This is a genomic window from Pseudomonas sp. MF09150 (assembly GCF_059862355.1).
The window spans coordinates 1,300,868-1,325,733 of record NZ_JCBCUS010000001.1 but is presented as its reverse complement, the minus strand read 5'-3'; the positions used below and the strand labels follow the sequence as shown (position 1 = coordinate 1,325,733).

Annotated in this window: 26 protein-coding genes and 1 pseudogene; 10 read left to right on the top strand and 17 right to left on the bottom strand. The window is 62.8% G+C overall.

What is annotated here, in order from left to right; translation table 11 throughout:
* Window positions 1-65: 65 nt before the first annotated feature.
* A complete protein-coding gene (locus tag AC19YX_RS05665) occupies window positions 66-1,130 on the top strand; it encodes a 2,3-butanediol dehydrogenase (protein ID WP_238596245.1) in 1,065 nt (354 codons plus the stop codon).
* Between the two features lie 126 nt (window positions 1,131-1,256).
* On the top strand, window positions 1,257-2,006 hold the full coding sequence (locus tag AC19YX_RS05660) for a hypothetical protein (protein WP_242487591.1): 750 nt from the start codon (window positions 1,257-1,259) through the stop codon (window positions 2,004-2,006).
* 541 nt (window positions 2,007-2,547) lie between these two features.
* Here the strand turns inward: AC19YX_RS05660 and AC19YX_RS05655 are convergent.
* Both AC19YX_RS05655 and AC19YX_RS05650 read right to left on the bottom strand, forming a co-directional pair.
* Entirely contained in the window at window positions 2,548-2,949 is a 402-nt protein-coding gene (locus AC19YX_RS05655; protein ID WP_078473797.1) for a type II toxin-antitoxin system HicB family antitoxin, read from the bottom strand.
* Window positions 2,950-2,981: 32 nt separating this feature from the next.
* A pseudogene (locus tag AC19YX_RS05650) lies at window positions 2,982-3,163 on the bottom strand (type II toxin-antitoxin system HicA family toxin).
* Between the two features lie 278 nt (window positions 3,164-3,441).
* On the opposite strand from AC19YX_RS05650, the gene AC19YX_RS05645 reads away from it, so the two are divergent.
* Entirely contained in the window at window positions 3,442-3,921 is a 480-nt protein-coding gene (locus tag AC19YX_RS05645) for a VOC family protein (RefSeq protein WP_020300027.1), read from the top strand.
* 110 nt (window positions 3,922-4,031) lie between these two features.
* Here the strand turns inward: AC19YX_RS05645 and AC19YX_RS05640 are convergent, their stop codons facing one another.
* Both AC19YX_RS05640 and AC19YX_RS05635 read right to left on the bottom strand, forming a co-directional pair.
* A complete protein-coding gene (locus tag AC19YX_RS05640; RefSeq protein ID WP_078473796.1) occupies window positions 4,032-4,313 on the bottom strand; it encodes a hypothetical protein in 282 nt (93 codons plus the stop codon).
* A gap of 496 nt (window positions 4,314-4,809) precedes the next feature.
* Window positions 4,810-5,232, bottom strand: coding sequence for a hypothetical protein (locus AC19YX_RS05635; RefSeq protein WP_421547321.1), 423 nt, complete (start codon window positions 5,230-5,232; stop codon window positions 4,810-4,812).
* Between AC19YX_RS05635 and AC19YX_RS05630 the strand changes: the two genes are divergently transcribed.
* Window positions 5,210-5,467 (top strand): hypothetical protein, encoded by a 258-nt coding sequence (locus tag AC19YX_RS05630; protein WP_500605864.1) that lies wholly within the window; start codon window positions 5,210-5,212, stop codon window positions 5,465-5,467. The genes AC19YX_RS05635 and AC19YX_RS05630 overlap by 23 nt on opposite strands.
* A gap of 138 nt (window positions 5,468-5,605) precedes the next feature.
* On the opposite strand, the gene AC19YX_RS05625 is transcribed toward AC19YX_RS05630, so the two are convergent.
* On the bottom strand, window positions 5,606-6,022 hold the full coding sequence (locus AC19YX_RS05625) for an Imm50 family immunity protein (protein WP_500605863.1): 417 nt from the start codon (window positions 6,020-6,022) through the stop codon (window positions 5,606-5,608).
* A gap of 436 nt (window positions 6,023-6,458) precedes the next feature.
* Here AC19YX_RS05625 and AC19YX_RS05620 point away from each other — a divergent pair, with 436 nt between their 5' ends.
* Entirely contained in the window at window positions 6,459-7,013 is a 555-nt protein-coding gene (locus AC19YX_RS05620) for a hypothetical protein (protein ID WP_500605862.1), read from the top strand.
* A 544-nt stretch (window positions 7,014-7,557) separates the two neighbouring features.
* Here AC19YX_RS05620 and AC19YX_RS05615 read toward each other — a convergent pair.
* The 6 genes from AC19YX_RS05615 to AC19YX_RS05590 form a co-directional block, all read right to left on the bottom strand.
* Window positions 7,558-8,346 (bottom strand): amino acid ABC transporter ATP-binding protein, encoded by a 789-nt coding sequence (locus AC19YX_RS05615; RefSeq protein WP_078473792.1) that lies wholly within the window; start codon window positions 8,344-8,346, stop codon window positions 7,558-7,560.
* A 17-nt stretch (window positions 8,347-8,363) separates the two neighbouring features.
* On the bottom strand, window positions 8,364-9,605 hold the full coding sequence (locus tag AC19YX_RS05610) for an NAD(P)/FAD-dependent oxidoreductase (RefSeq protein WP_500605861.1): 1,242 nt from the start codon (window positions 9,603-9,605) through the stop codon (window positions 8,364-8,366).
* A 50-nt stretch (window positions 9,606-9,655) separates the two neighbouring features.
* Window positions 9,656-10,366 (bottom strand): ABC transporter permease, encoded by a 711-nt coding sequence (locus AC19YX_RS05605; RefSeq protein WP_020300018.1) that lies wholly within the window; start codon window positions 10,364-10,366, stop codon window positions 9,656-9,658.
* Window positions 10,363-11,082: an ABC transporter permease gene (locus AC19YX_RS05600; RefSeq protein ID WP_020300017.1), complete on the bottom strand. Its 720-nt coding sequence runs from the start codon at window positions 11,080-11,082 to the stop codon at window positions 10,363-10,365. The genes AC19YX_RS05605 and AC19YX_RS05600 overlap by 4 nt, the downstream gene beginning before the upstream one ends.
* 108 nt (window positions 11,083-11,190) lie before the next feature.
* A complete protein-coding gene (locus AC19YX_RS05595) occupies window positions 11,191-11,946 on the bottom strand; it encodes a transporter substrate-binding domain-containing protein (RefSeq protein WP_020300016.1) in 756 nt (251 codons plus the stop codon).
* 12 nt (window positions 11,947-11,958) lie between these two features.
* On the bottom strand, window positions 11,959-12,834 hold the full coding sequence (locus AC19YX_RS05590) for a MurR/RpiR family transcriptional regulator (RefSeq protein ID WP_421547317.1): 876 nt from the start codon (window positions 12,832-12,834) through the stop codon (window positions 11,959-11,961).
* A 133-nt stretch (window positions 12,835-12,967) separates the two neighbouring features.
* Here AC19YX_RS05590 and AC19YX_RS05585 point away from each other — a divergent pair, with 133 nt between their 5' ends.
* The 4 genes from AC19YX_RS05585 (at window position 12,968) to nahK (ending at window position 19,293) form a co-directional block, all read left to right on the top strand.
* Window positions 12,968-13,999, top strand: coding sequence for an Ldh family oxidoreductase (locus tag AC19YX_RS05585; RefSeq protein WP_500605860.1), 1,032 nt, complete (start codon window positions 12,968-12,970; stop codon window positions 13,997-13,999).
* A gap of 204 nt (window positions 14,000-14,203) precedes the next feature.
* Window positions 14,204-15,388 (top strand): porin, encoded by a 1,185-nt coding sequence (locus tag AC19YX_RS05580; RefSeq protein ID WP_500605859.1) that lies wholly within the window; start codon window positions 14,204-14,206, stop codon window positions 15,386-15,388.
* Between the two features lie 175 nt (window positions 15,389-15,563).
* Window positions 15,564-16,727 carry a nitric oxide-sensing protein NosP gene (gene nosP, locus AC19YX_RS05575; protein ID WP_020300012.1) on the top strand — a complete coding sequence of 388 codons (1,164 nt, stop codon included), beginning with the start codon at window positions 15,564-15,566 and terminating at the stop codon, window positions 16,725-16,727.
* The gene (gene nahK, locus AC19YX_RS05570; protein ID WP_161955779.1) at window positions 16,657-19,293 is read left to right on the top strand and encodes a hybrid sensor histidine kinase/response regulator NahK/ErcS'; all 2,637 of its coding nucleotides are present in this window, start codon (window positions 16,657-16,659) and stop codon (window positions 19,291-19,293) included. The genes nosP and nahK overlap by 71 nt, the downstream gene beginning before the upstream one ends.
* 156 nt (window positions 19,294-19,449) lie before the next feature.
* On the opposite strand, the gene AC19YX_RS05565 is transcribed toward nahK, so the two are convergent.
* From AC19YX_RS05565 to AC19YX_RS05540, 6 genes are all read right to left on the bottom strand, one after another.
* Complete coding sequence (locus AC19YX_RS05565) at window positions 19,450-20,115, bottom strand: response regulator transcription factor (RefSeq protein WP_078473787.1); 666 nt, start codon at window positions 20,113-20,115, stop codon at window positions 19,450-19,452.
* 57 nt (window positions 20,116-20,172) lie between these two features.
* On the bottom strand, window positions 20,173-20,730 hold the full coding sequence (locus AC19YX_RS05560; RefSeq protein WP_500605858.1) for a PQQ-dependent catabolism-associated CXXCW motif protein: 558 nt from the start codon (window positions 20,728-20,730) through the stop codon (window positions 20,173-20,175).
* 127 nt (window positions 20,731-20,857) lie between these two features.
* Entirely contained in the window at window positions 20,858-21,649 is a 792-nt protein-coding gene (locus AC19YX_RS05555) for an ABC transporter permease (protein WP_421547312.1), read from the bottom strand.
* On the bottom strand, window positions 21,646-22,389 hold the full coding sequence (locus AC19YX_RS05550) for an ABC transporter ATP-binding protein (protein ID WP_078473785.1): 744 nt from the start codon (window positions 22,387-22,389) through the stop codon (window positions 21,646-21,648). Before AC19YX_RS05550 ends, AC19YX_RS05555 begins: the two co-directional genes overlap by 4 nt.
* Window positions 22,386-23,345 carry a YVTN family beta-propeller repeat protein gene (locus AC19YX_RS05545; protein WP_020300006.1) on the bottom strand — a complete coding sequence of 320 codons (960 nt, stop codon included), beginning with the start codon at window positions 23,343-23,345 and terminating at the stop codon, window positions 22,386-22,388. Before AC19YX_RS05545 ends, AC19YX_RS05550 begins: the two co-directional genes overlap by 4 nt.
* 30 nt (window positions 23,346-23,375) lie before the next feature.
* Entirely contained in the window at window positions 23,376-24,560 is a 1,185-nt protein-coding gene (locus AC19YX_RS05540) for an ABC transporter substrate-binding protein (RefSeq protein WP_500605857.1), read from the bottom strand.
* 182 nt (window positions 24,561-24,742) lie between these two features.
* On the opposite strand from AC19YX_RS05540, the gene AC19YX_RS05535 reads away from it, so the two are divergent.
* Window positions 24,743-24,865 carry a hypothetical protein gene (locus AC19YX_RS05535; RefSeq protein WP_020300004.1) on the top strand — a complete coding sequence of 41 codons (123 nt, stop codon included), beginning with the start codon at window positions 24,743-24,745 and terminating at the stop codon, window positions 24,863-24,865.
* Window position 24,866: the final 1 nt, after the last annotated feature.

Genomic DNA, 24,866 nt, shown 5'->3' with positions numbered 1-24,866 from the left:
GCTGCGCAGCCCTATAACAATAAGGAGTAGCCAAGATGGGTGTTTCTCTCAAATCGACTCAAAGCATGCGTGCCGCCGTGTGGCATGGCCGCAACGACATCCGCGTCGAAGACGTGCCGCTGCCGGGCGCGCCACCGGCCGGCTGGGTGCAGATCCGCGTCGAGTGGTGCGGGATCTGCGGTTCCGACCTGCATGAATACGTGGCCGGCCCGGTCTTCATCCCGGTGGATGCGCCGCACCCGCTGACCGGCATCAAGGGCCAGTGCATCCTTGGCCATGAGTTCTGCGGCGAGATCGTCGAGCTCGGTGCCGGGGTCCAGGGTTTCAGTGTCGGCGAGCCGGTGGCGGCCGATGCCTGCCAGCACTGCGGCACCTGTTATTACTGCACCCACGGCCTGTACAACATCTGCGAAAACCTGGCCTTCACCGGGTTGATGAACAACGGCGCTTTTGCCGAACTGGTCAACGTACCGGCCAACCTGCTGTACAAATTGCCGGCCAACTTCCCGGCCGAAGCCGGGGCGCTGATCGAGCCCTTGGCGGTGGGCATGCACGCGGTGAAAAAGGCCGGCAACCTGCTGGGGCAGAACGTGGTGGTGGTCGGCGCCGGGACCATCGGCCTGTGCACCATCATGTGCGCCAAGGCCGCCGGCGCGGCCCAGGTCATCGCCCTGGAAATGTCCGGCGCACGCAAGGCCAAGGCCCTGGAAGTCGGCGCCACCCACGTGCTCGACCCCAAGGAGTGCGACGCCCTGGCTGAGGTCAAGCGCCTCACCGGCGGCCTGGGGGCCGATGTCAGCTTTGAATGCATCGGCAACAAACGCACGGCCAAGCTGGCCATCGACCTGATCCGCAAGGCCGGCAAATGCGTGCTGGTGGGCATCTTCGAAGAGCCCAGCGAGTTCAACTTCTTCGAGCTGGTGGCCACCGAGAAACAGGTGCTGGGCTCCCTGGCCTACAACGGCGAATTCGCCGATGTGATTGCCTTTATCGCCGACGGCCGCCTGGACATCACGCCGCTGGTGACCGGGCGCATCCAACTGGAAGAGATCGTTGGCCAGGGCTTTGAGGAGCTGGTCAACAACAAGGAACACAACGTGAAAATCATCGTTTCACCGGGTCGCGTGTAGCACGCCCAAGCGGGCGATTTGGCGATGGCCGTGGGTGGCCATCGCACTTTTTTAGGTTTTGCCGCTCTATTCATGGCCAGGCCGCGCTGATCCCCAGCTGTGCCAGTGAATATTGACCCGGTGCCGATGGCCTACGCCCCCTTCTTTTGCATGAAGCAATTGCTGCGCCGCCCCCTGCTGTTGGCAGGGCTGTTGGTGCTCTGTTCCAGTGGCTGCAGCCAGCAGCAAGGACGCGATATCGCGGAACAGTTTCGTAAAGGCAAACCCGACGAATTCTTCCAGACCAGCGTCGACCGCATGGCCACCCTGGGCATGCGCGACAACCTGCAAAGCCTGTACCTGCTGATGGGCAAGCTGTACCTACGCAACCCGGCGCAGTGGCGCAAATCGGGCTACCCCGACGGCACCACCGCCCAGCGCGAAATCCGCAACGCCATCGAAAAACGCCAGCCGCTGCCTTCATTGGGCGATCGCCGGGATCTGGCGGCCTTGAGTTATTCCCTGAGCCCGGAATTTCAGGGGGACCGGGTCGGGGCGTTTATCTATGCCATTGGCAGCATGCTGGTGACGGCCCATGGCGGGCGCACCGAGTTTTATATGACTGATGCGATTGATCCGCAGTTTGTCAGCAATGCGGCGCGCAATATTGAGAAGGCCACTTGGTTGTTGAGCCAGCGGCAGGATGCCAATGGGGTGCTGCTGTTGTTTTCCAATGAGATTTCGGAGGAGGGCAGTAATCTGAGTTTTGCGGTTGAGTTTGGCAAGATTGTGGCGCGGTTGGATTTGCTGACGCAGATGTTGGATGAGCGGTATCGGCGGATTGGGTTGAATTATGCGCAGAGTTTGCTGTTTATGAATTTTTTGCCGGTGCAGTAGTTCGCAACTCCCAGGCGGCCCTCCGGCCGACCTGGCTCACGGCTTACCCCGCATCCCTGTGGCGAGGGAGCTTGCTCCCGCTGGGCCGCGCAGCGGCCCCAAGACCGGGCGCCTCGGTTTTATGGGTGTACATATCCATTGCTGCGGGTGTGGCGGCTGAGGGTTCCGCCCTTACGGCGGCTCACTTTTGAACAGCGCAAAAGTAAGCAAAACGCTCTTGCCCCACCACTCGGTGCCTCGCTTCGGCTCGGCATGCCCTCACTCCGGCATTGATCCGTGGGCCGCCGCGATGGGCCATCCTTGGCCCAGCGCGGCTAACCCGGCGTCCTGCCGGGTTGCCCACGGCTCACTGCCTGCGCTCGGCCAGCGTGGTTTAACGGAGCGCTTCAGATCAAAATCAAGGGCAAGACGGCGGCCTTCCGGCCGGCCTGTTTTTGGTTCGTTCTGTCCCTGTAGCCGCTGCCGAGCCTGCGAGGCTGCGCTAGCCCTTACCGCCGCCCAACACACCTGCTACTGCCACCGCCCAAACGCCCCCCAATCCTCAACGCCCCAATTTCTCCATCGCCGCATCCGCCAGAAAAGACGACCGGCTCTTGATGTTGTGCTCGCGCACGAACCGGTCGATCCGTTGAATCACGTACCCGGGCAAGGTCACGTTGACCTTCTCGGTTTTGCCCAGGTAAGGCGCGACGTCGATGTCCAGCATGCCCCAGCCCATCCCCGCGAAATCGGGGTTGGCGCGGTGCTGGCCGATGGAGGTGGGCAGGGGAATGGCGTGTCCTGCACGGGCCAGTTCTTCGAGCATGATGTGGGCGATTTCCATGGCGGCGCCGTACGCGGACTCGAAGCTGTCGCCAGCGGTGACGGCTCCAGGAATGTCGGGAATCTGGATGCCGGTGGCCGTCTGTTCGTCGCCCCACTCGATGCAGATGGGATATTGCACGGGGATTTCCTCAATAGATGAAGGCTGAAGGGCTATATCAGTCCAGTTAGTTTCCGGATGGCCCTGACCGTGCCCGTGGCAGGTCCTTCTTCGGGTGCGGCACCGGAACGGTCTCGGGCCGGTAGGGATGCTTGAACAGGTGGCGGCTTCCGGTGATCCGGTCCAGTACCCATCCTGCGGCTTCAAGCTCCTTGATCAGCTGTCTGCTTTGCACCTCCATCTCCTTATCGGGGTGAGGGGTGCTTTATAACTCTAGGCGCATGGTAACGCAGGTTGAATTGTGTGTCTGGAGTTATGTATCGGAAAGTATCGTTCAGGCGTCTTGGCAAACATCAAAGCGCTTTCGGCCAACGGCTGCCGGTTGTAAGGGGCTGCAAGGGGTCGATTTTTGAAAAAACCGCGCTTTGTACAACACTTAGGGTTCGCCTGTGGATGTGCCTAGGTTCAGCGCGGCTGGAGTGAAGGTATCAGGCCTGATTCTGGAGAAGAAAAATGCTCAACAAAAACACCATCTGCCTCTGGTACAACGGCACCGCGCAAGACGCTGCGCAGTTCTACGCCCAGACCTTCCCGGACAGCGCCGTAATCGCCGTTCATCACGCGCCTGGCGACTACCCGGCGGGCAAGCAGGGCGATGTCATAACGGTCGAGTTCACGGTCATGGGCCTCCCTTGCCTCGGATTGAACGGCGGGGCGGGGATCACCCATAACGAGGCTTTTTCATTCCAGGTGGCGACCGACGACCAGGCCGAAACGGACCGCTTGTGGAACGCGATTGTCACCAACGGAGGCCAGGCAAGCGTCTGTGGCTGGTGCAAGGACAAGTGGGGCGTGTCATGGCAGATCACGCCCCGTGTGTTGACCGCCGCGATCATCGACCCCGATCCCGCGGCGGCCAAGCGCGCTTTCGACGCCATGATGACCATGACCAAGATAGACATCGCGGCCATCGAAGCCGCACTCGCCGGTTAGCGGGCCTGTGAGCCGGTGCGTTTTGGTATTGGCCGTCATCCGAACGCCAGCGGCTACAGAGCCTGTAGCCGCGCCGAGGCACGAGGCTGCGCCGTGATACTTCAGGCGCATCAGAGCTCTTGTCCCGTACGCCACTGAATCACCTCCAACACCGCGCACCCTTCCCGGGTGAGCAGATGCACCCCACGAGTGATCCGCGTCAGATCACAGTCGGAAATATCTTTCAGATTAAGCGTGGACAGCGTGTCCATCAGATCCCGCACCACAGTGAAACGATGGGCCGCACTGCTGGCCAGATCGTTCAGGGAGGCTTGGGTGTCGAGGTAGAAAACCGCTTGATCGGCGTCGTGGGTGTCGACGGCGGTAAAGCGCGAGAGTGCTTGGTCAATCATCGGTGCAGCTCCTATGCATGGAGCAATCACCTGAGGTGCCGGCTACGAGGGAAATGACGATTGTGCGGGTATGTGCCGACCTGGGATCCACCGCGCACAGCCGTCATAACATCCTGTCGCGGGCACCTGATAGGCGACTGCAAGAGTGTGTCGAACGCTGATGCTGCGTTGTAATCCCGACCGGCCAAGGTCGTTCGCGATTTTGCTGCGAGGGCGAACTATAGGGTGGGTGATTGAGAGCGACAACTGGGTATCGGTTGAGATTGTTTGAGTAGGTGTGTCGTGGAAGCAGTGGCGACGACACATAGGTGATTAAGCTGTGGTTTGCCTTCGGGCATTGAGTACATACAAGAGGCCGCTATCGGCCAAAAGGAGTCACTCATAGCATCTACTAAACTGGGGCGATTGATGTATTAATCAAAGGACGCCAAGGTTAGATGTTGATTTATTTCAGTAGACTTTGACCCTCTGGGAGGGTTGGCAGCTGGAATGGAAGTCAAAATGTATATACCCATAGTTCATTAAATACATAATCAGGGTCAAGGATATCGCTGAGGCTTTCAAAGTCGTCAAGCTCTTCGGGAAGAGATAACCCAATTCCGCGAAGCTGGTCTATTTGAACAAAACCCGACCACGCTATTTGTGCTTTTGAATTGGCCAGTACTTCTGAAACGGTAATTCCAGGCCATAATTTATCCATGTACCTTCCTTGGAATTTTTCATTGCATGATACTGCCGAAATTATACCTTCGCTGTCATGGTATGCGGTTATTAATCCATTATTTATGACTAATGCATTCGTTGTTTTTTCAATAAGGTATTCGCTTTTTAATATTGCTCTGGCTATGTTCTCTATCTGCTCGCCAATCGATATTCCCCCAATAGATACTCCGGGGATGATGATGTTGTTTATTTTCATGGTTGCCCTCTATTTTGGCGAGTTAGCCAAGATTTCATTAATGAATACGCTGATGACCGTCTCGCTATCCTTACCGACCAACTTCACCAGCATTACGTTTTATTCGTTCGTTGCCTTTCACGAAGGGCTGCTTCTGGCCGATAGCCGTCCTTCGTTAACGACCGCTATCGGCCAGAAGCCGCCAGTGGCGAAAGACTACTCTCGATCCAAAGCTGACCTTCACCCAGCCTGCTAAAACCGAGAAGCTGAATCAATGTAGACGATCAGCACCAAGGGAAAACGGCTGGAGCATGCTCGACCTCAAGCCGCACCAGTCTTCCTTAGCGACCTTCCAAACAATGTAAAGCTGAGTAAAAAGTAGAGCAGGCGAGGATCAGGACATTAGATTCGTTACCGCTCCAACGGCTACATGGTTGCAACGAATGCTTCCGCCAATTCCCCAGATCGAGACGATCTCCACGAGAATCGATAAGTCTTGTAATCGCTTCAGATCAATTGATTCGAGCACGTTTTGATGATTGAAATCTGTCAGTGAAAGGTCATGGATATCACTGAATATCAGCTCAACCAGTAAACTTTTCTGGCATACGTATTCAAAGTCCGCCGTCCCAACGCCAACCGCATCATGCTCTCGATAGTGCACGCACAGCTTCGCGATCGTAGCCGAACCTTGGTCCGGCAGGGCACGCGATACCAAAAAAGAGATCACCTCTGCGTCGTGAAACGATGGCCAGAAACCAATAGTTTCAATCACATTTTCGGCTCCGCTGATCAGCTCTTCGGGTTTCACTGTGTGCCTCCAGGATGACGTCAATGATTGATATTCATCAGATATGCAGCAAACGGCAAGTCATTGTGCAGCGACCGCGCCTCACACTGTAGAGATCCTATGCAGGAAAAAGCCTGAATCGGTAGGCTTGCTCAGTGATGACTGCAAAGGATCTTTTGGGTCGACTGTAGCCCTTCGCGACAGGCAGAAATCGGCTCTAAGTCTTCCTTCTCGTAGAAGGCTATTGATCAGAGGCTGCTGGTCAATGTTTCTCAATATTCACGCACAGTCCATCCCGCAAGACTCCCAATATTTCCTACACCAGAAAACCCCAACCGGCTTTTCATGGACGCCCCCATGCCGTCCATTGCACTATTGCGCCGACCTTTCAGTCATCCACCATCCTCCCGTCAATGGCCGCCCCATCAACGGCCCACGCTAAGGAAGCAACCGTTTTATGACCGTCTCCGAACTGTTCGCCGCGATTCGTAAACCCTATGTTGAAACGCTGTCACGTGTCGCTGCGCAGTGCGCGTCGCACGTTGAGCCGGCTTATAGAAACAGCGATGGTTCATTGGCCACTGAAGGGGCAATGGACACGCCCTGTCGGGTGGATGTCATTGCAGCGGAGGGCGTTTCGGCTGGGCAGCTGGTGCAGGTCGACTCTGAAACCGAGCTGGCCTTTGAGCCTGTACGTTTTGAGCTTGGGCAGACGGCGGTGGTCATTTCTCCGTTTGGTTGGGACTGGTTGCCGTTGCAGGTGCGGGGCTTGAGTGGGGAGGTGGCTTCACAGGTTATTCGGACCTGGTTCCTGGAGTGGTTCGATGGGGAGGATGAGAACCCGCCCACCGAAGAAGGGCTGCAAGGTGTGGTGCATTTTGTGTCGGACCCGGAGGCGACGGAAGAGGGGTACAGGGTGAAGATTGATTTGGGGTCGGCTCCGGGGGAGGCGGTGGAGGGGCTGCTTTTTGAGTTGTCAGATGCGGGGGCTGTTGGGGTTGCGCTTGGGTGAATGAGTACATCTGAGGGGGCATGGTGTTTTTGAGGGCCAGCGCAGGCTCGGCAGCGGCTACAAGGACGCGAACGAACCAAAACCAGGCCGGCCGGAAGGCCGCCGTCTTGCTCTTGATTTTGCTTTTGATCTGAAGCGCCCCGTTAAACCACGATGGCCGAACGCAGGCAGTGAGCCGTGGGCAACCCGGCAGGACGCCGGGTTAGCCGCACTGGGCCAGGGACGGCCCATTGCGGCGGCCCACGGATCAATGCCGGAGTGAGGGCATGCCGAGCCTAGGCGAGGCACCGAGTGGTGGGGCAAGAGCGTTTTGCTTACTTTTGCGCTTTTCAAAAGTGAGCCGCTGTAAGAGCGGAACCCATAGCCGCCACACCCGCAGCAATGGATATGCACCCCCATAAACCCGAGGCGTCAGGTCTTGGGGCCGCTGCGCGACCCAGCGGGAGCAAGCTCCCTCGCCACAGCAAGCTCCTTCGCCACAACAAGCTCCACCTCACAAAGTCAGCTCGCCAGACCCGCAGATCACACATCTACATCCCAAAAATCAATGCACAATCTGCGCAAGAAACGCCTTGGCCCTCTCACTCTTCGGCGCCCCAAAAAACGCCTCCGGCGGCGCATCTTCCACAATCCGCCCCCCATCCAAAAACAACACCCGCTCCGCCACCTGCCGCGCAAACCCCATCTCATGGGTCACACACAGCATGGTCATACCACTCCCCGCCAGCTTCACCATCACATCCAGCACCTCACTGACCATCTCCGGGTCCAGCGCCGAGGTCGGCTCATCGAACAACATGATCTTGGGCTCCATGCACAACGCCCGGGCAATCGCCACGCGCTGCTGCTGCCCGCCGGACAGCTGGCTCGGGTATTTGTCGGCCTGGTTCTCGATCCCCACCTTGGCCAGAAACCCCCGGGCCAGTTCCTCGGCTTTTTTGCGCGACAGGCCGCGGACGGTGATCGGCGCCAGGGTGCAGTTGTCGAGCACGCTCATGTGCGGGAACAGGTTGAAGTGCTGGAACACCATGCCCACTTCGCTGCGCACGCGGGCCGCTTCGCGGGTGGCTTGGGAGAGGTCGGTGTTGTCGATGAGGATCCGGCCTTTCTCGGCGATTTCCAGGCGGTTGATGCAGCGGATCAGGGTCGATTTGCCCGAGCCGGAAGGGCCGCAGAGGACGATGCGTTCGCCCTCGCGCACTTTGAGGTCGATGTCGTGCAGCACGTGGAACGCACCATAGAATTTGTTCAGGCCGCTGATATCCACCACCACTTTGCGGGTGTCGGTGGCGATGATCGGCGCGGTGGTCAACGGGGCAGTCTGGGTCAGCATGGTCGGGTCTCCGGCGATCAGTGGAAGCGGTCGGCGCTGTAGGGCGCAGGGTCGGTGAACGGCGTGGCGCCGGTGAGCATTTCCGCCAGCAGGCGGCCGCTGACCGGGCCCAGGGTCAGGCCGTGGTGGGCGTGGCCGAAGTTGAACCACAGGCCTTTATGGCGTGCGGCCGGGCCGATCACCGGACACATGTCGGGCAGGCACGGACGACGGCCGAGCCAGGGCTCGGCGTCGACCCGTTCGCCCAGGGGGTAGAAGCGGCGGGCCAGGGCTTCGCAGCGGCGCAGCTGGATTTCATTGATCGGGTCGTCGCGGTCGGCGAATTCAATGCCGGTGGTCAGGCGAATGCCGCCGACCATCGGCGCCAGCACGTAGCCGCCCACCGGGTCCAGCAGCGGGTGTTGTAAATGAGTGCCCGGCAGCGCCGCGTAGTGCATGTGGTAGCCGCGCTTGATCGCCAAGGGGATCTGGTAGCCCAGGGGTTCGAAAATCCCCCGCGCTTCAGGGCCCAGGGCCACCACTGCCTGTTCGGCGCTGATCACCCCAGCCTCGCTCTGCACCTGCCATTGGCCGTCGACCTGGCGCAGGCTCAGGGCATCGCCGATCACGAAGCGGCCACCGCGCTGCTTGAACAGTTCGGCGTAGCCGCGGGTCAGGCCGCCCGGGTCGGTGACGGTCTTGGGGTCGAGCCAATGCAGGCCGCCCACCACGTCGGGGTGCAGCCCGCTTTCCAGTTGATGGATCTGCTGGCGGTCGAGCACCCGGTAGTTCAGGCCGTATTCCTCCAGGGCCAGGGCGTCGGCCTGGGCCTTGGCGAAGGCGGCCGGGTCGTTGAAGGCTTCGATCCAGCCTTCACCCTGGATCAGGCCCTGCATCCCGGCGGGTTCGGCCAGTTGCATATGTTCGCTGACGCAGCGCTCGATCAGCGGCAGCATGGCGCGGGTGGCACGGGCCAGGCCTTTGGGCGCGGAATGGCGCCAGTACTGCAGCAGCCAGGGGCCGGCCTTGGGCAGGTGGCTGAAGCTGTAGCGCACGTCCGATTGCTGGTTGAGGCCGTAGCGCAGCAGCTTCGACACTTCCCGGGGGAAGGCGTAGGGGATCACGCTGGCGCGCTCGATCAGCCCGGCGTTGCCGTGGCTGGTGCCGTTGCCCGGTGGCTGGCGGTCGAGCAGGATCACCTGCTGGCCGCGCGCTTGCAGGTGCAGGGCGGTGCTGACGCCGACGATCCCGGCGCCCAGAACGATGGTTTGGCAATGCATGGGGTCAATCCTTGGTACGCGGGCCGCCAGGGCGTCCCGCTGGAGTTCGGTCAGTTGAGGTGGCGGCTGAGGCGGCCTTCGAGGAGTTTCAGGCTGCGCCGCACCACTTCAACGATCACCAGGTACAGCACCGCGGCCCAGAGGTAGATCTGGAAGTCGAAGCTGCGGGAGAAGGCCAGTTTGGTCACGCCCATCAGGTCATAGATGGTCACCAGGGAGGCGATGGCGCTGGCCTTGATCATCAGGATCAGCTCATTGCCCAGGGGCCCGATGGCCACCAGCAACGACTGCGGCAGGATCACTTTGCGAAAGCTGGTCCAGCGCGACAGGCTCAAGGCCTTGCACGCTTCGCGCTGGCCCTCGGCGACCGCCAGCAGGCTGCCACGCAGGATCTCGGCCTGGTAGGCGGCGGTGTTCAGGGTGAACGCCAGCAGGGTGCAGAACCACGCATCGCGGAAGAACCACCACAAGCCCACGTCCTGCCAGAAGCCTTTGAACGAGCCCAGGCCGTAATACAGCATGAACAGTTGGGCCAGCAGCGGCGAGCCGCGGAAGAAGTACACATAGGCGCCGCTGACGTTGCGCAGCAGGCGGCTGTTGGACAGGCGGGCGAGGGCGATCAGCAGGCCGAGCACGGCGCCGAGGCTGAAGGAGATCGCCACCAGCTTGCCGGTGACCAGCAGGCCGTCGATAAAACGCGCGCCGTAGCGGTCCAGCAGCTCGGGGCTGAGGAACAGGTTGAGCAATTCATCCAGGCTCATGGGCGCGCGCTCCGTTGATGACGGTTGAAGTACTGCTCAAGGAAGCGGAACAGTTGCCCGGACAACGCCGAGAAAAACAGATAGCCGAAGCAGGCCACGGCGTAGAACAGCATCGGTTCCTTGGTCACGCTGACGGCCAGGTTGGTCTGGCGCATCAGGTCCACCAGGGAGATGGTCGAGACCAGGGAGGTGTCCTTGAGCAGTGACAGCCAGTTGTTCGACAGGCCCGGCAGGGCGATGCGGGTCAACTGCGGCAGCACCACCTTGGTGAAGGTGGTACGGCGCGACAGGCTCAGGGCCGAGGCGGCTTCGTACTGGCCCTTGGAGATGGTCTTGAAGGCGCCCAGCCAGATCTCGCTGGAGAACGCGGCGAACACCAGGCTGAAGGCGATCATCGCGGCGACGAAGGTGTTGATCGCCACTTCGCCGGGGTAGCCCATGGCGCCCAGGATCTTCTGTGCAGCAATCTGGCAGCCGTAGTAGATGATCAGCAGGGTCAACAGCTCCGGCAAGCCGCGAAATACGGTGGAGAAGGTGGTGGCCCAGGCCCGCACCCAGCGATTTTTAGAGCGGGCGGCCAGGGCGACGGCGAGCCCCAGGGGCAGGCCGATGGGCACGCAGCTCAGGGCCAGGGCGATGGTGACCAGGGCCCCGGCCAGCAAGGCCGAACCCCAGCCGCCGCTGGCGAACGATAACAGTGACAGATGTTCGAACATGCTCGAACCCTCAGGACAAATTGAGCCTGCACGCCGGCGCCGCACTCAAGGGGTGAGTGCAGGGCAGGGGTACTCGAAAGAGGCGGGCCGCCACGCGGCCCGGGGCGGTCAGTAGATATCGAAGGCGAAGTAGCGGCTGGAGATCTTCTTGTAGGTGCCGTCGGCCACGATCTCGTCCAGGGCCTTGTTCAGGCGCTCGCGCAGGGCGTTGTCTTCCTTGCGCACGGCGATCGAGGCGTCGGCGGTGGTGCCTTGCACGTCACCGATGATCTTGCAGCAGTCCTTGCCGGCGGTTTCGGCCCAGGCCAGCAGCGGAAACTTGTCGGCGATCACCCCGTCGACACGGCCGGCGGCCAGGTCGCTGTTGGCTTCGTCCAGGGTCGGGTAGAACTTCACGTCGGCACCGGCCGGGCCGTAATGGTCTTCGGCGTAGATGGCCTGGGTCGAGGACGACTGGGCGCCGACGGTGCGGCCTTTAAAGCTGGTCTGGGCGTCGGTGATGTCCGAGTCCTTGGCCACGGCGACCGACAGCGGGGTGCGGTAGTAGTGGTTGGTGAAGGCGATTTTCTTCTTGCGCTCGTCGGTGGCGATCATCGAGGCCACCACGGCGTCGTATTTCTTCGCCAGCAGCGCGGGGATGATGCCTTCCCAGTCCTGGGCGACGATGGTGCATTCGACCTTCATGCGTTCGCACAGGGCGTTGGTGATGTCGACGTCAAAGCCGTGCAGCTTGTTGTCGGAGTCGACGTAGTTGAAGGGCGGGTAGGCGCCTTCGGTGGCGATTTTCAGGACTTCAGCCTGGGCACCGGTAGCACCGGCGAGGACCATGGCACATGCACTGGCAAAGCGAACGACATTCTTCATTTAGCACCTCGATTATTGTTTTGGTCTGGCAGAGGATGTGTAACCCACGAACTCGTTATGCAGGGCGGCGGTGGCTTCCAGGCGGCGCTCGACGTCCGGGCCCAGTTGCTTGCACACCTCGTTCACCAGCAGGTGCACCAGCGACAGCATGGCTGCGGTGGACTCCCAGAACAGGTTGAACTCGGTGGGCACGCGGAAAACTTCATCGGCGTTCTGCTCGGCCCAATCGCAGAACGTGTCGGTGACCAGGGTCACCGCGATCCCGGCCTCACGGGCCTTGCGGCACAGGTTGAGGGCGTGGCGCGAATAGCGCCGGGCCTCGAACACCACCAGGGCGCAATCCCCCGGCTGGCTCAGCAGCACCTCGGCGTAATGCCCGGCGGCACCGTCCACCAGGTGCACGTCATCGCGCAGGTACTGCAGCAGGTGGACCATGGACGCGGCAATACCACGCTCGGTCTGGAACCCGGCGACAAACACCTTGCGCCGGGTGGCCAGGCGCTGGGCCACGGTGATCCAGGCCGGGGTCAGGCTGTATTCATAGACTTTCATCAGGGCGCCGACTTCCAGCTCGAAGCTGCGCGGCAAACCCTGGGGCGCCTGGTTCGGCTGCTGGCGAAACTCCTGCAACCGATCGCCGACCAGCCACGGGCCTTCGCCGAGGTCATTTTTCAGGTCGTTCTTCAGGTCTTTGAAGTGGCTGTAACCGATGGCGCGGCAGAAACGCCCAACGCTGGATTCGCTGACGCCGAGTTTGTCGGCAATGTCGGCGGCGGTCTGGAAGGGCAGCTCGTAGAGGTTGGCCAGCATGTAGCTGGCAATGGCCCGGCCCGAAGCGGTGGCGCTCGACAGACTGCTTTCAAGGCGTTGTTTGATGGGCTGGCTCACGGCGAATTCCTGTGGTTGGACAGCGCGTGGAGTGGAAAATGAATGTTTTCTGTCATTAAGTCAATGTTTGACAGATAACTGGCGTGACGCGATAGTCAGGCCACTTCCAATAACAACTCCACCGGAGCCTGCGATGTCCGAAGCCACCCCCGTGCACGCCGAAATCGAGCACCTTGAGCTGTCCGAATTGACCCAGTTGTTGCAGCGCATTTTCCTGCGCCACGGCACCAGCGCCGAGGTCGCGCAGGTACTGGCCGACAACTGCGCCCGGGCGCAACGCGACGGCTCCCATAGCCATGGGGTGTTTCGCATCCCGGGTTACCTGGCGTCCCTGGGCAGCGGCTGGGTCGATGGCCAGGCGCTGCCGGTGGTGGAGGATGTGGCCAGCGGTTTTATAGCCGTGGATGCGGCCAACGGCTTTGCCCAGCCGGCCCTGGCCGCGGCCCGCGAGGCCCTGATCGAGAAGGCGCGCAGTGCCGGGATCGCGGTGCTGGCGATTCGCAATTCCCACCACTTCGCCGCGCTCTGGCCCGATGTCGAGCCCTTTGCCGAAGCCGGCCTGGTGGCCCTGAGCGTGGTCAACAGCATGACCTGCGTGGTGCCCCACGGCGCCCAGCGGCCGCTGTTCGGCACCAACCCGATTGCCTTTGCTGCGCCACGCGCCGGCGCCGACCCGATTGTGTTCGACCTGGCCACCAGCGCCATCGCCCATGGCGATGTGCAAATCGCCGCGCGCCAGGGCGAGCAGCTGCCGCCGGGCATGGGCGTCGATCGCCAGGGCCAGCCGACCTGCGACCCCAAGGCGATTCTCGACGGTGGCGCCCTGCTGCCGTTTGGCGGGCACAAGGGCTCGGCGCTGTCGATGATGGTCGAGCTGCTGGCGGCGGCGCTGACCGGCGGCAACTTCTCCTTTGAGTTCGACTGGTCCCAGCACCCCGGCGCGCAAACCCCCTGGACCGGCCAGTTGCTGATCGTCATCGACCCGAGCAAATCCGGGGGCGGGCGCTTTGCCAGCCGCAGTGACGAGCTGGTGCGGCAGATGCAGGCGGTAGGCCTGGAGCGCCTGCCGGGCGACCGCCGTTATCGCAGCCGCGCCCAGGCCCGCGAGCACGGGATCCCCCTGGCCGCTGCCGAGCTGGCCAAGTTGCGCCAGTTGGCGGGTTGAGCCGCAAGTCGTTCATCCTCTCGGGCCGGGGCTTGTAGGCCTTAAGTTTTGCTCCCGGTAGCGGTCCGGTCTTACGTCGAGTTTGCCGGGCCCTGCCAGCCACTCCAAAGCAGCCGCCATTCAGCGCCAAGGCAGCATGGGCCTGGCCGCAGGTCCTTTTGATAATCGCCTCCGACATCTCGTCCCCCGTTTGCGGAGCGCGCCATGCATAACAATAAGAATTTGCGGCAGTCTTTCCTGCCGGCCCTGATCGCCGGCTTTTCGACCCTCGGCCTGAGCACCATCGCCGAGGCCGAGATCATGCTGTACGACAAGGACCAGACCACCTTTTCCACCGACGGCTACATCAACGCCTTCTACGTCAACAGCGATGTCGACCGTGCCGGCGATCAGTACGACCGGCGCCAGGCACGGGTCAAGATGGGCTTTTTGCCCAACTACCTGGGCTTCAACATGGGCAAGCAGGTGGACGATTTGAAGCTCGGGGCCCGCGCCTCGTTCTGGGTGACCATCAACGACAGTGAAACCAACGGCACCGACACCGCCATCGACGTGCGCCAGTTCTACGGCACCGTGGCCAACCCGGAGTGGGGCGAGGTGCTGATCGGCAAGGACTTCGGGCTGTTCGCCCGGTCCAACATCCTGCTCGATGAGCTGCTCGCCGGTTACGGCCAGGTCAGCGACAGCCTGGGCCTGGTGGATGGCGGCGGGGTGTCGTTCGGCAATATCGGCAGCGGCTACCCGTACCCGTTCCCGACCTCGCAGATCACCTATCGCACCCCGGTAATGGACGGCCTGCGGGTCGCGGTGGGGATCATGGACCCGGTGGACACCAACGACAGCAGCCCGACCGGCAAGGCCTACCAGGAGAACCCGCGCACCGAGAGCGAGATCACCTACCAGTTCGACCTGGGCGGGGCCAAGGTCTACAGCTGGCTCAACGGCAGTTACCAGAGCTCGGACAACACCGACTCCACGGTCAAGTCCGTCACCTCCAAGGGCCTGGGCTATGGGGTGCAAGCCAAGATGGGCGGTTTGTCCCTGACCGGTTCGGGGTTCCAGGCCAAGGGCATCAACCCGTTCTTCACCAACAACGCCGGCGAAGCCACGTTGCGCAATGTCGACAGCAACGGCTACCTGCTGCAGGGCTCGTACAAACTCGGCAAGAACCGCCTGGCCCTGTCCTATGGCAAGACCCGTGACGACGGCAACGGCGTGGTCGGCAGCGGCGCCGACTATGAAACCCGCGGCATCGCGCTGTTCCACGACATCAACGACAACCTCAAGCTGGTGGCCGAGTACAACCAGTTCCAAATCGATGGCCACGACACCAGCGCCCAGAACGAAAACACCGACACCTTCGCCGTCGGCGCAGTCCTCACCTGGTAACCCCCTGGCCCGGATCCCGCCGTGCGCATCGCGGCGTGGCCCGGGCCGTCTGCCTGGCGCTGGCGGTCGGCGTCTCATCCCATTGAAGCGCCCACCCACTACCCAAGTAGCATTCGTCGGGCGCGGGCGACTTCGTACACTCATGCCTCATACAGCGCACCCGCGGGAGGCGAAGATGCAACAAGCCCAGAGCGAGGGTGTCGTCAGCGCGATGTCCCAGGCCACCGATGTGCAGCAGGTCGCCCAGGAGCTGGCGCGGCAGCTGTTGCACCCGCACCTGGGGTTCGTGCTGTTTTTCTGTTCGGCCGAATATGACCTGCAGGCCCTGGGCCAGGCCCTGCATCAGGGTTTTGGCGGGATCCGCCTGGTGGGCTGCACCAGCGCCGGGGAGATCACCCCCCAAGGCTACGGGCGCAATTGCGTGACTGCGATCGGCTTTGACCACCGGCACTTTTCCATCGCCACCGAGCTGATCGACCAGATGGAGCACTTCAGCCTGATCGACGCCCAGCAGATGGTCGAGCGCCTGGTCAGCGACTGTCGCAGCAACACCCTGGCGCCGATCAAGGGCAACAGCTTTGCCCTGACCCTGCTCGATGGCTTGTCCAGCCGCGAAGAAATGGTCCTCGCGGCGCTGAGCGCGGCACTGGGGGATATCCCGCATTTCGGCGGCTCGGCCGGCGACGACAATTACCTGACCCACACCCATGTCTACTTCGGCGGCGAGTTCCACAGCGGCGCGGCGGTGGTGGTGCTGGTCAATACCTGGCTGGATTTCGAGGTGTTCACCACCCACCACATCCTGCCGCGGGAAGAAAAACTGGTGGTCACCGGCGTCGACAGCAGCTTGCGCCGGGTCTACGAACTCAACGCGGAGCCGGCCGCCGAGGAATACGCGCGGCTGATCGGGGTGCCGGTGGCCGAACTCGACCACCGGGTATTCGCCGCCCACCCGCTGGCGGTGCGCATCAACCAGCACTACTACGTGCGCGCAGTGCAACAGGTGCACCCGGACCTGAGCCTGAGTTTTTACTGCGCGGTGGAAAACGGCATCGTCCTCACGGCCATGACCCCGGGGCCGTTGCTGCCCAACCTGCAAGCGCTGTTCGACGGCCTGCAACAGCGCCTGGGCGGGCTGTTGCTGACCATCGGCTGTGACTGCTTTTTGCGTCGACTGGAGCTCGAAGACCGCGGCAGCCTGGACGAGATCGGGGCCTTTTTGCGCGAGCAGCGGGTGATGGGGTTCAACACCTACGGAGAACAGTTCAATGGCATGCATATCAACCAGACCTTTACCGGGGTTGCCATTGCCCGCAGCCGAACCCCCGCCAGCCGCTGAGCTGCAAGCCCAGGTCACGCGGCTTGCAGAAGAGAACCGCAAACTGCGGCGGATCAACGCCGCGCTGATCGAGCGGGTCGAATCCGGGGTCACCCGGGGCAACGACCCCTACGCGGCGTTCCAGCATTCGGTGGTGTTGGCCGAACAGGTGCGCGAGCGCACCGATGCGCTGAACCAGGCCATGGCCGAGCTCAAGGCCGGCAATCGCCTGTTGAGCGAGGCGCGGCTGCGGGCCGAGACCGCCCATCAGTATCTGATCGATGCCATTGAGAGTATTTCCGACGCCTTTGTGCTGTTCGACGAAGAGCAGCGCATCGTGCTGTTCAACAGCCGGTTCAAGGCGTTCTGGAGCAACAGCCGAGTTCGGATCATGGCCGGCATGCGCCTGGCCGAAGTCAAGCGGCTGATGACCAGCACCGGGATGTTCAGCGAAGAACCCCGGGGCCATGGCGACGAACACCTGCTGTATCGCTTGCAGGACGGGCGCTGGTTGCAGATCAGCGAACGGCCGACCCTGGAAGGCGGGCGGGTGATCCTGTTCACCGACATCACCGAGGTCAAGCTCAGCGAAACCCTGCGTCGGGAGCAGGCGGTGGCGCAAAAATCCCACCTGCTGCAGCGGGCGGTGGACAACCTGTCCCAGGGCGTGGCCATGGTCAACGCCGAGGGCATCCTTGAACTGTGGAACCGGCGCTTCCTGGAGCTCAGCGGCCTGGCCCCGGTGGCGGCCCACCGGCCGTTCGCCGAGGTCATCGCCGACAGCGAACTGAGCCTGCTGACCCCCGCCAGCCGCGACAGCAACGGACGGGTGATCCATGAATGCGAGCAGCGCCTGTACGACGGGCGCATGCTGGAAATCCGCACCCATCCGCTGCCCACCGGCGGTTTCGTCAACACCTTCACCGACATCACCGAGCGCTACCAGCACGCCGAGGCCCTGAGCGAAAGCGAGCGCTGGATCCGTCTGATCACCGACCATGTGCCGGCGCTGATCGCCTACCTCAACGCGGACCTGGTCTACGAATTCACCAATAAGGTCTACGAGGAATGGTACTGCTGGCCGCGCGGGGTGATGCTCGGCCAGAGCCTGCGCGAGGTCCACAGCGAACAGCACTACCAGCGCCTGGAGTCCTACGTGGCGCGGGCCTTGGCCGGGGAGAGCGTGACCTTCGAGTTCCCGGAAACCAACATCAATAACCAGGAGCGCTACATGCTGCGTTCCTACGTGCCCAACCGCCTGGCCACGGGTGAGGTGGTGGGGATTTTCGTGCTGATCCGCGACATCACCGAACGCCGGCGCACCGCCGAGGCGCTGCACCAGGCCTATCAGAACCTGGAGCTGCGGGTCCGGGAACGCACCGCGGAATTGACCACCCTCAACCAACAGCTGCTGCGGGAAATCGACGAGCGCAGCCGGGTCGAATCGCGCCTGCGGGAAGCCAAGCTGGAAGCGGAGCAGGCCAACCTGTCGAAAACCAAATTCCTCGCGGCGGTCAGCCATGACCTGCTGCAACCCCTGAACGCGGCGCGGCTGTTCACCAGCGCGCTGCTGGAGCGGCGCGAGCCCCAGGCCTGCCAGGTGCTGGTGCGCAATGTCAGCAATTCCCTGGAGGACGTGGAAAACCTGCTGGGGACTTTGGTGGATATTTCCAAGCTCGATGCCGGGGTGATCAAGGCCGACATCGCGCCGTTCGCCCTCAGCGAGCTGCTGGACAACCTGGCGGTGGAATACGCCCAGGTGGCGCGCAGCGAAGGCCTGGAGCTGCATTTTGTCGGCTGCTCGGCACTGGTGCGCAGCGACATCCAGTTGCTGGCCCGGATCCTGCGCAACCTGCTGAGCAATGCCATTCGCTACACCCGCAGCGGGCGCGTGGTGCTCGGCTGCCGGCGCCAGCGCCAGCGGCTGTCGATCGAGGTGTGGGACAGCGGCATGGGCATCGCGGAAAACCGTCTCGAGGAAATCTTCCAGGAATTCAAGCGCGGCGATGTACAGCGCCCGGACCAGGATCGCGGGCTGGGCCTGGGGCTGGCGATCGTGGAGAAAATCGCCGGCATCCTCGGCCACCGGATACGGGTGCGCTCGTGGCCGGGCAGGGGGTCGATGTTCGCCGTCGAAGTGCCCCTCAGCGCCACCGCGCCCAAGGCCCTGCCCAGCCTGAACATGAGCGAACCGATGCTCGAACGGCTGCGGGGCGCGCGGGTGTGGGTGCTGGATAACGACGCGGCGATCTGCGCCGGCATGCGCACCCTGCTCGAAGGCTGGGGTTGCCGGGTGGTGACCGCCTTGTCCGAGCAGGACCTGGCGCGTCAGGTCGATAACTACCACGCCGAAGCCGACCTGCTGATTGCCGACTATCACCTGGACAATGACCAGAACGGCGTTGACGCCGTGGCCCGGATCAACGCCCGCCGCGCGTCGCCGGTCCCGGCACTGATGATCACCGCCAACTACAGCAACGAACTCAAGCAGCAAATCCGCGAGCTGGGCCATACCCTCATGCACAAACCCGTGCGCCCGATGAAACTCAAAACCGCCATGAGCCACCTCCTGGGCCCCAACCCATAGCCGCTGCCGCCAGGCTGCGCTGCGCCGAGGCACTCAGGTCAATTGGGGGCGTTATTGAGGGCCAGCGTCCGACCGCGGCCCGAGCCTTCGGCAGCGGCTACAGGGTGCTGCGGCTTCCCGTTTCGGGGCGCGTTCAGACGCCGATGGGCTACCGGCTCAACGACGCAAATAGGCGCCGAAGTCGATGTCCCCGGCGCTGAGGATGGCCTGCACGCGGTTGTGGACGTTGAGTTTGCGCAGGATGGCCGAGACGTGGGCTTTGACCGTGGTTTCGGCGATGTCCAGGGTGTAGGCGATCTGTTTGTTCGATTCGCCCTTGGTCATGCGTTCGAGTACCAGCAGTTGCTTGCGGGTCAGGGCCTGGAGCAGTTCCGGCGGGAAGCTGGGGTTTTCGTTCATGCGCCGCCCGGAGCTGCTCTTCTGGGTGCGGATGATGTCCGGCGGCAGGTACACGTTGCCGTTGAGGATCTGCTCGATGGCCTCGGTCATCTGCGAGCGCGGCGAAGACTTGGTGATAAACCCCACCGCGCCATAGGTGATGGCCTGGAGCACGATCTGCTTGTCCTGCTCGGCCGAGACGATCACCACCGGGATGGTCGGCGCTTCGTTGCGCAGGTTGATCAGGCCGTTGAGGCCGTGCATGCCCGGCATGTTCAGGTCGAGCAGGATCAGGTCCAGGTCGTCGTGCTGCTGGGTCAGGGCCAGGGCGCTTTCCAGGTCGGCGGTTTCCATGACTTCGCTGCCGGGGAAACCATCGCTGATAACGTTGTGGATCGCTTCACGAAACAGGGGGTGATCGTCGGCAATCAGAATTTTGTACATGGCCTTTCACCTCGTTATTTTTTGATTGTGGTGGGGCTGGAGCACGCGGGTATTGGCTCAGGGAAAGGGTTCGGGCTGGGCTGGCGACACGGGCAGGTTGGCGGCTTGCCAGGCGTCGAGGCCGTCGCGGTACCAATACAGGGTTTTATAGCCCAATGCTGCGGCGCGTTTTACCGCGTTCCAGCTCAACCAGCAATCGGATCGGCAATAAAAGACCAACGGTTGTTCCAGGCGGCCGGCGCTGGCTTGTTGCAGATGGCGGGCGAAGTAGGCCTGCCAGGGCGCGCTGAGTTCGCCGTCGCCGGTATTGGCCAGCCACAGGCTGCCGGGCAGGTTGGCATGGGGTTCGTCCTCGATGAAGCGGCCTTGCAGCCATTGCCGGCGATAGACATCGACCAGCACCGGGCGCGGGGTCTGTTGCAGCAGCTGTTGCAGGGCGGGGGTGTCGATGATCTGCGCACCGTCCAACTGGTTCGGCGTCGGGCTGCGGTACAGGCTGGTGCGATAACCCTCGGCGGAAAACAGCGGGGTTTCGGCGTGTGCCGGGCCGGCCAGCAGGCTCAGCCAGGCAAGTGCCAGGCAGGGGCGTAACAGACAACGCAGGGCACGTGGCATAGGGCTTTTATCCTTCTTGTTATAGGCCCATTACATGCCACGGATGGAGCTTTGTGAATGCGACGATAGACAGTAAAACCGCTACGAAAGTACTGTTTTCTGCCCACGGCAGGCCCCGGCGGCGCCCTCAGCCCTGTTTGCGCAGCGCCGCATGCTGCGGGTTGAAGGTCAGCACCGCCAGCAGCGAGAACAGCAGGGTCAGGCCCAGGCACACCGCCAGGGCCAGCGGGTTGAAGCGCTGGTACAGGGCAAAGCGCACCAGTTCCACGCCATGGGTGAAGGGGTTGAGGGCGCACAGCCAGTACAGCCACTGGCTGGCTTCGAGCATCTTCCACAGCGGGTACAGCGCTGACGACAGGAAGAACAACGGGAAGATCACGAAATTCATCACCCCGGCAAAATTCTCCAGCTGGCGAATGGCATTCGACAGCAGCAGCCCTAGGGCGCTCAGCATCAGGGCCACCAGCAGCAACGCCGGCAAGGCCATCAGCAAGCCCATGGCCGGCGGCTGCACGCCGTACAGCCAGGCAATGGCCAGGAAGGCATAGACCTGCAGCAACGAGATCAGCGAGGTGGCCAACAGCTTGCTGGCCAGCAGGAAGGCCCGGGGCAGGGGGCTGGTGAGCAGCACCCGCATGCTGCCCATTTCCCGGTCGTAGACCATCGACAGCGAGCCCTGCATGCCGTTGAACAGCAAAATCATGCAGGCCAGCCCGGGGATGATGTAGACCTCATAGGGGATGTAGGTGTCGTAGGGCTCGATGATGGCGATGCCCAGTGCCGCGCGAAAGCCGGCGGCGAACACCAGCAACCACAGGAGCGGACGCACCAGGGCACTGAGAAAACGCGTGCGCTGCAACACGAAACGCAGCCATTCGCGCAGCACGATACCGCTGAAACACTGCCAGTAGGCGTTCATCGGCCTGCGACTCCAGAAGGGGATGGGGCGGTGAGGCGGGCGAACGCCGAATCGAGATCGCCGCCGTGTTCTTGGCTCAAGGCTGCGGCCTGTCCGCTGGCCACCAGCCGGCCCTGATGCAGGATCAGCAGGTCATCGCTGGCCTGCACTTCGTCCAGCAGGTGGGTGGTCCAGAGCACGCTTAACTGCTGCTCGCGGCACAGGTTGCGGATGTGCTGGTTGAGGGCCAGGCGGCTGGCCGGGTCGAGGCCGGCGCTGGCCTCGTCGAGCAATAACAGGCGCGGTTCATGCAACAGCGCGCGGGCGATTTCGACCCGCCGCCGGTGCCCGCCATTGAGCTCGCGGACCCGTTCCCGGCGGCGCTCGGCGAGGCCCTGGCGCTCCAGTTCAGCGTCGATGCGGGCATGGCTCTGGCGCCGTGACAAACCGTGCAACGCCGCGTGGTAACGCAGGTTCTGCTCGATGCTCAGGTCCAGGTCCAGGGTGCTTTGCTGGAACACCACACCCAATTGGCGCAAGGCCGGGCGCGGGGCCTCGCGCAGGGAATGACCGCCGACCCGGATCTCGCCCTGCTGCACGTCATACAGCCGGGTGAGCAAGGCGATCAGGGTCGACTTGCCGGCGCCATTGGGCCCCAGCAACGCGGCAAAACGCCCGGGTGCCAGGCTGAAGCTGACCTGTTTCAGGGCCTCGCGCGGGCCGTAGGCAAAGCTCAGTTGGCTGACCTCCAGGGCATTCATGGGGTGACCACCACGCCCCACGGATAACGCCCGACCTTGATCGACTTCAGCACCTTGCGGCTTTGCACATCGATCACCGAGACGTCGCCGCTGACGCCGTTGGTGGCCAGCAGTTGGCGCTGGTCCGGGGTAAATGCCAACTGCCAGACGCGCCGGCCCACCAGCAGGTAGTCGAGAATCTCGAAGGTCTTGGCGTCGATCACCGCCACATGGTTGGCCGGGCCCAGGGCAACGAAAGCGTACTGGCCGTCGGCACTGAGCTTGATCCCCACCGGCTGCACTTTGTCGGGGTGCACGCCCTTGATCTGGAAGTTCAGGGTCTTGAGGATCTTGCGTGTGGCGACGTCGAGAATGGTCACCGTGCCGCCGATTTCTGCCGAGGCCCAGAGCTGCGAACCGTCCTGGTTGAACTCGACAAAGCGCGGGCGCTGATCCACCAGGGTGCTGTCGGCCAGGGTCTGGGTGCTGGTGTCGATCCAGTGCAGCATGTTGGTGGTTTCACTGGTATTGACCGCCCACTTGCCGTCGGGGCTGACTGCCATGCCTTCGGGCTCGACCCCGACATTGATCTGGCCGATGACCTTGGAGGTCTCGGTGTCGATCACCGTCACCAGCGCATCGTCCTCGTTGGACACATACAGCCAGCGGTTGTTGGGGTGCAGGGCGAACTGCTCGGGGTCCTTGCCGGACGGCAGTTCCTTGATGATCTTGCGCGTGGCCACGTCCATCACCTGGACCCGGTCCGAGTCGCTGGCGCAGATGTACAGCAGCTTGTTGTCGTGGGACAGCAGCAACCCGCGCGGACGCTGGCCCACGGGCAGGGTCTCGGTGACTTGCAGGGTCTGCATGTCGATCAGGCTCAGGCTGTTGTCTTTCTCGTTGGAGACCCAGGCGGTGGCGGCCGCGGCGTTTCCGGCAGCGAGCAGCAGGGCGCATGAGAGCAGGGTGCGACGCATGGCGGATTCCTTGTTGTTGTGGTGTTGGGATCAGGGGTAGCGGCAGGTCACCTCGGGCTTGTCGTAGCCCAGGCTGTCCATTTCATTGAAGGGGTGCAGGAAGCCGTCCTGGGGCGAGGTGCTGACCAGTGCCCGGGGTTGGACGATGGGGATCGGTTGGCGCAACTGGCCGTTCCACGGGCGATAGCTGAGCTTGCGGCCCTTGAACCCGTCCAGGGGCAACTGCTCGGACAGTTCCAGCTGCTGGATGGCCACGGGGTCGGCCTGACGCAATTTGCTGACGGCGCTGGCGATGCTGCGCACGGCGATCCAGGCGGCGAAATCCCGGTCGTTCATCCAGCGTCCGGCCAGGGCCTCGAAGCGTTTCTGCAACTGCGCGGCGCCGTAGGTTTCCACGGTCTTGTGCCAGCCGGTGGGCGTCAGGCCCTGGGTCCCGGCCACCGGCCGCGGGTACCAGGTCTGGTACGGCACGTACTCGCCGAAATCACCGCGTTCATCGGCCACCAGCACCACGTCGTATTCGGCGGTCTGGGTGAACAGCGGCATGTCGGCCTGGGCGCTGCGGCGCTGGTCGTTGTCGAAGCTCCAAGGTTTTTCGGCGACGATCTTCACCCCGAAACGCTTGCTGGCGCGGCGCAGGGCGGCCGCATAGGCCTCGTCGTCCGGGGTCTGGCCGACGATCAGCAGCGCGCGCTGCCATTTGCGCACGGCCATGAACTGCACCAGCGCGTCGGCGAGCATGGCCCGGCTCGGCAGGCTGTGCAGCACGTTGCCCAGGCAGGCGTTGCTGCGCAGGCTGTCATCGGCGCTGCCGGCGTTGAACAGCAGGCTGTCGGGCAGGGCGGCGCTGAGCTGGCGCAGGCTGGCCGCCGGGGCATTGACCACGAACAGCCGCAGGCCCTCGGCGTGCTGGGCCTGGGCGGCTTGCAGCAGGGCCTCGGGGCTGTCGACGCTGGCGCTGCGCAGTTGGTAGTCGTGCTTGAGAAAACGCCCGGTGCTGTTGCTGTCCTCGATCGCCAATTGCGCGCCGCGCTCACCGGCGTCATTGGGCTCGGGAATGACGTTGGACAGCAGCGGGCCGGGGTCGGGACGATACCCCAGGTAGCCGATGCGCACGCTCAGCGTGCCCTCGTCGGCCTGGCTTTGAGTCGCCAGCAACGCGGCGCTGGCAATCGCCAGCAAGTAGATCAAGGCGTAACTGACGAGCTGGCGCATGGGGCACTCCGCTAGGGGAGGCGTCAGCATAGGAAGCCCTGGCGGGCGGGGAAATATGCAGAAAGTACCGCTCGGCCAGTACCAAGGTAGTACCCCGCTGGCTCCGGCGCGGTTTTAGCATGAGGGCAACGGTCACCTGGCGCGCCACCTTCCTTGCATCGCCACCTTGGAGAGCACCGAACATGCGGATTCTCAAAGCGTTGCTGTTGCCGCTGTTACTGATCCTGAGCCTGATCGGCGTCGACAAACTGCACCCGGCGCGACCCTTGCAGACCCTGGTCGCGCCTGCAGTGCCGGGGCGTTAGG

What these genes read in the sequence shown, in the direction of transcription:
- AC19YX_RS05665 (WP_238596245.1), top strand. Translation starts at nt 66, where the DNA reads ATGCGTGCCGCCGTGTGGCATGGCCGCAACGACATCCGCGTCGAAGAC.
- AC19YX_RS05660 (WP_242487591.1), top strand. Translation starts at nt 1,257, where the DNA reads ATGGCCTACGCCCCCTTCTTTTGCATGAAGCAATTGCTGCGCCGCCCC.
- AC19YX_RS05645 (WP_020300027.1), top strand. Translation starts at nt 3,442, where the DNA reads ATGCTCAACAAAAACACCATCTGCCTCTGGTACAACGGCACCGCGCAA.
- AC19YX_RS05640 (WP_078473796.1), bottom strand. Translation starts at nt 4,313, where the DNA reads ATGATTGACCAAGCACTCTCGCGCTTTACCGCCGTCGACACCCACGAC.
- AC19YX_RS05630 (WP_500605864.1), top strand. Translation starts at nt 5,210, where the DNA reads ATGATGATGTTGTTTATTTTCATGGTTGCCCTCTATTTTGGCGAGTTA.
- AC19YX_RS05635 (WP_421547321.1), bottom strand. Translation starts at nt 5,232, where the DNA reads ATGAAAATAAACAACATCATCATCCCCGGAGTATCTATTGGGGGAATA.
- AC19YX_RS05620 (WP_500605862.1), top strand. Translation starts at nt 6,459, where the DNA reads ATGACCGTCTCCGAACTGTTCGCCGCGATTCGTAAACCCTATGTTGAA.
- AC19YX_RS05615 (WP_078473792.1), bottom strand. Translation starts at nt 8,346, where the DNA reads ATGCTGACCCAGACTGCCCCGTTGACCACCGCGCCGATCATCGCCACC.
- AC19YX_RS05610 (WP_500605861.1), bottom strand. Translation starts at nt 9,605, where the DNA reads ATGCATTGCCAAACCATCGTTCTGGGCGCCGGGATCGTCGGCGTCAGC.
- AC19YX_RS05605 (WP_020300018.1), bottom strand. Translation starts at nt 10,366, where the DNA reads ATGAGCCTGGATGAATTGCTCAACCTGTTCCTCAGCCCCGAGCTGCTG.
- AC19YX_RS05600 (WP_020300017.1), bottom strand. Translation starts at nt 11,082, where the DNA reads ATGTTCGAACATCTGTCACTGTTATCGTTCGCCAGCGGCGGCTGGGGT.
- AC19YX_RS05595 (WP_020300016.1), bottom strand. Translation starts at nt 11,946, where the DNA reads ATGAAGAATGTCGTTCGCTTTGCCAGTGCATGTGCCATGGTCCTCGCC.
- AC19YX_RS05585 (WP_500605860.1), top strand. Translation starts at nt 12,968, where the DNA reads ATGTCCGAAGCCACCCCCGTGCACGCCGAAATCGAGCACCTTGAGCTG.
- AC19YX_RS05580 (WP_500605859.1), top strand. Translation starts at nt 14,204, where the DNA reads ATGCATAACAATAAGAATTTGCGGCAGTCTTTCCTGCCGGCCCTGATC.
- nosP (WP_020300012.1), top strand. Translation starts at nt 15,564, where the DNA reads ATGCAACAAGCCCAGAGCGAGGGTGTCGTCAGCGCGATGTCCCAGGCC.
- nahK (WP_161955779.1), top strand. Translation starts at nt 16,657, where the DNA reads ATGGCATGCATATCAACCAGACCTTTACCGGGGTTGCCATTGCCCGCA.
- AC19YX_RS05565 (WP_078473787.1), bottom strand. Translation starts at nt 20,115, where the DNA reads ATGTACAAAATTCTGATTGCCGACGATCACCCCCTGTTTCGTGAAGCG.
- AC19YX_RS05560 (WP_500605858.1), bottom strand. Translation starts at nt 20,730, where the DNA reads ATGCCACGTGCCCTGCGTTGTCTGTTACGCCCCTGCCTGGCACTTGCC.
- AC19YX_RS05555 (WP_421547312.1), bottom strand. Translation starts at nt 21,649, where the DNA reads ATGAACGCCTACTGGCAGTGTTTCAGCGGTATCGTGCTGCGCGAATGG.
- AC19YX_RS05550 (WP_078473785.1), bottom strand. Translation starts at nt 22,389, where the DNA reads ATGAATGCCCTGGAGGTCAGCCAACTGAGCTTTGCCTACGGCCCGCGC.
- AC19YX_RS05545 (WP_020300006.1), bottom strand. Translation starts at nt 23,345, where the DNA reads ATGCGTCGCACCCTGCTCTCATGCGCCCTGCTGCTCGCTGCCGGAAAC.
- AC19YX_RS05540 (WP_500605857.1), bottom strand. Translation starts at nt 24,560, where the DNA reads ATGCGCCAGCTCGTCAGTTACGCCTTGATCTACTTGCTGGCGATTGCC.
- AC19YX_RS05535 (WP_020300004.1), top strand. Translation starts at nt 24,743, where the DNA reads ATGCGGATTCTCAAAGCGTTGCTGTTGCCGCTGTTACTGATCCTGAGC.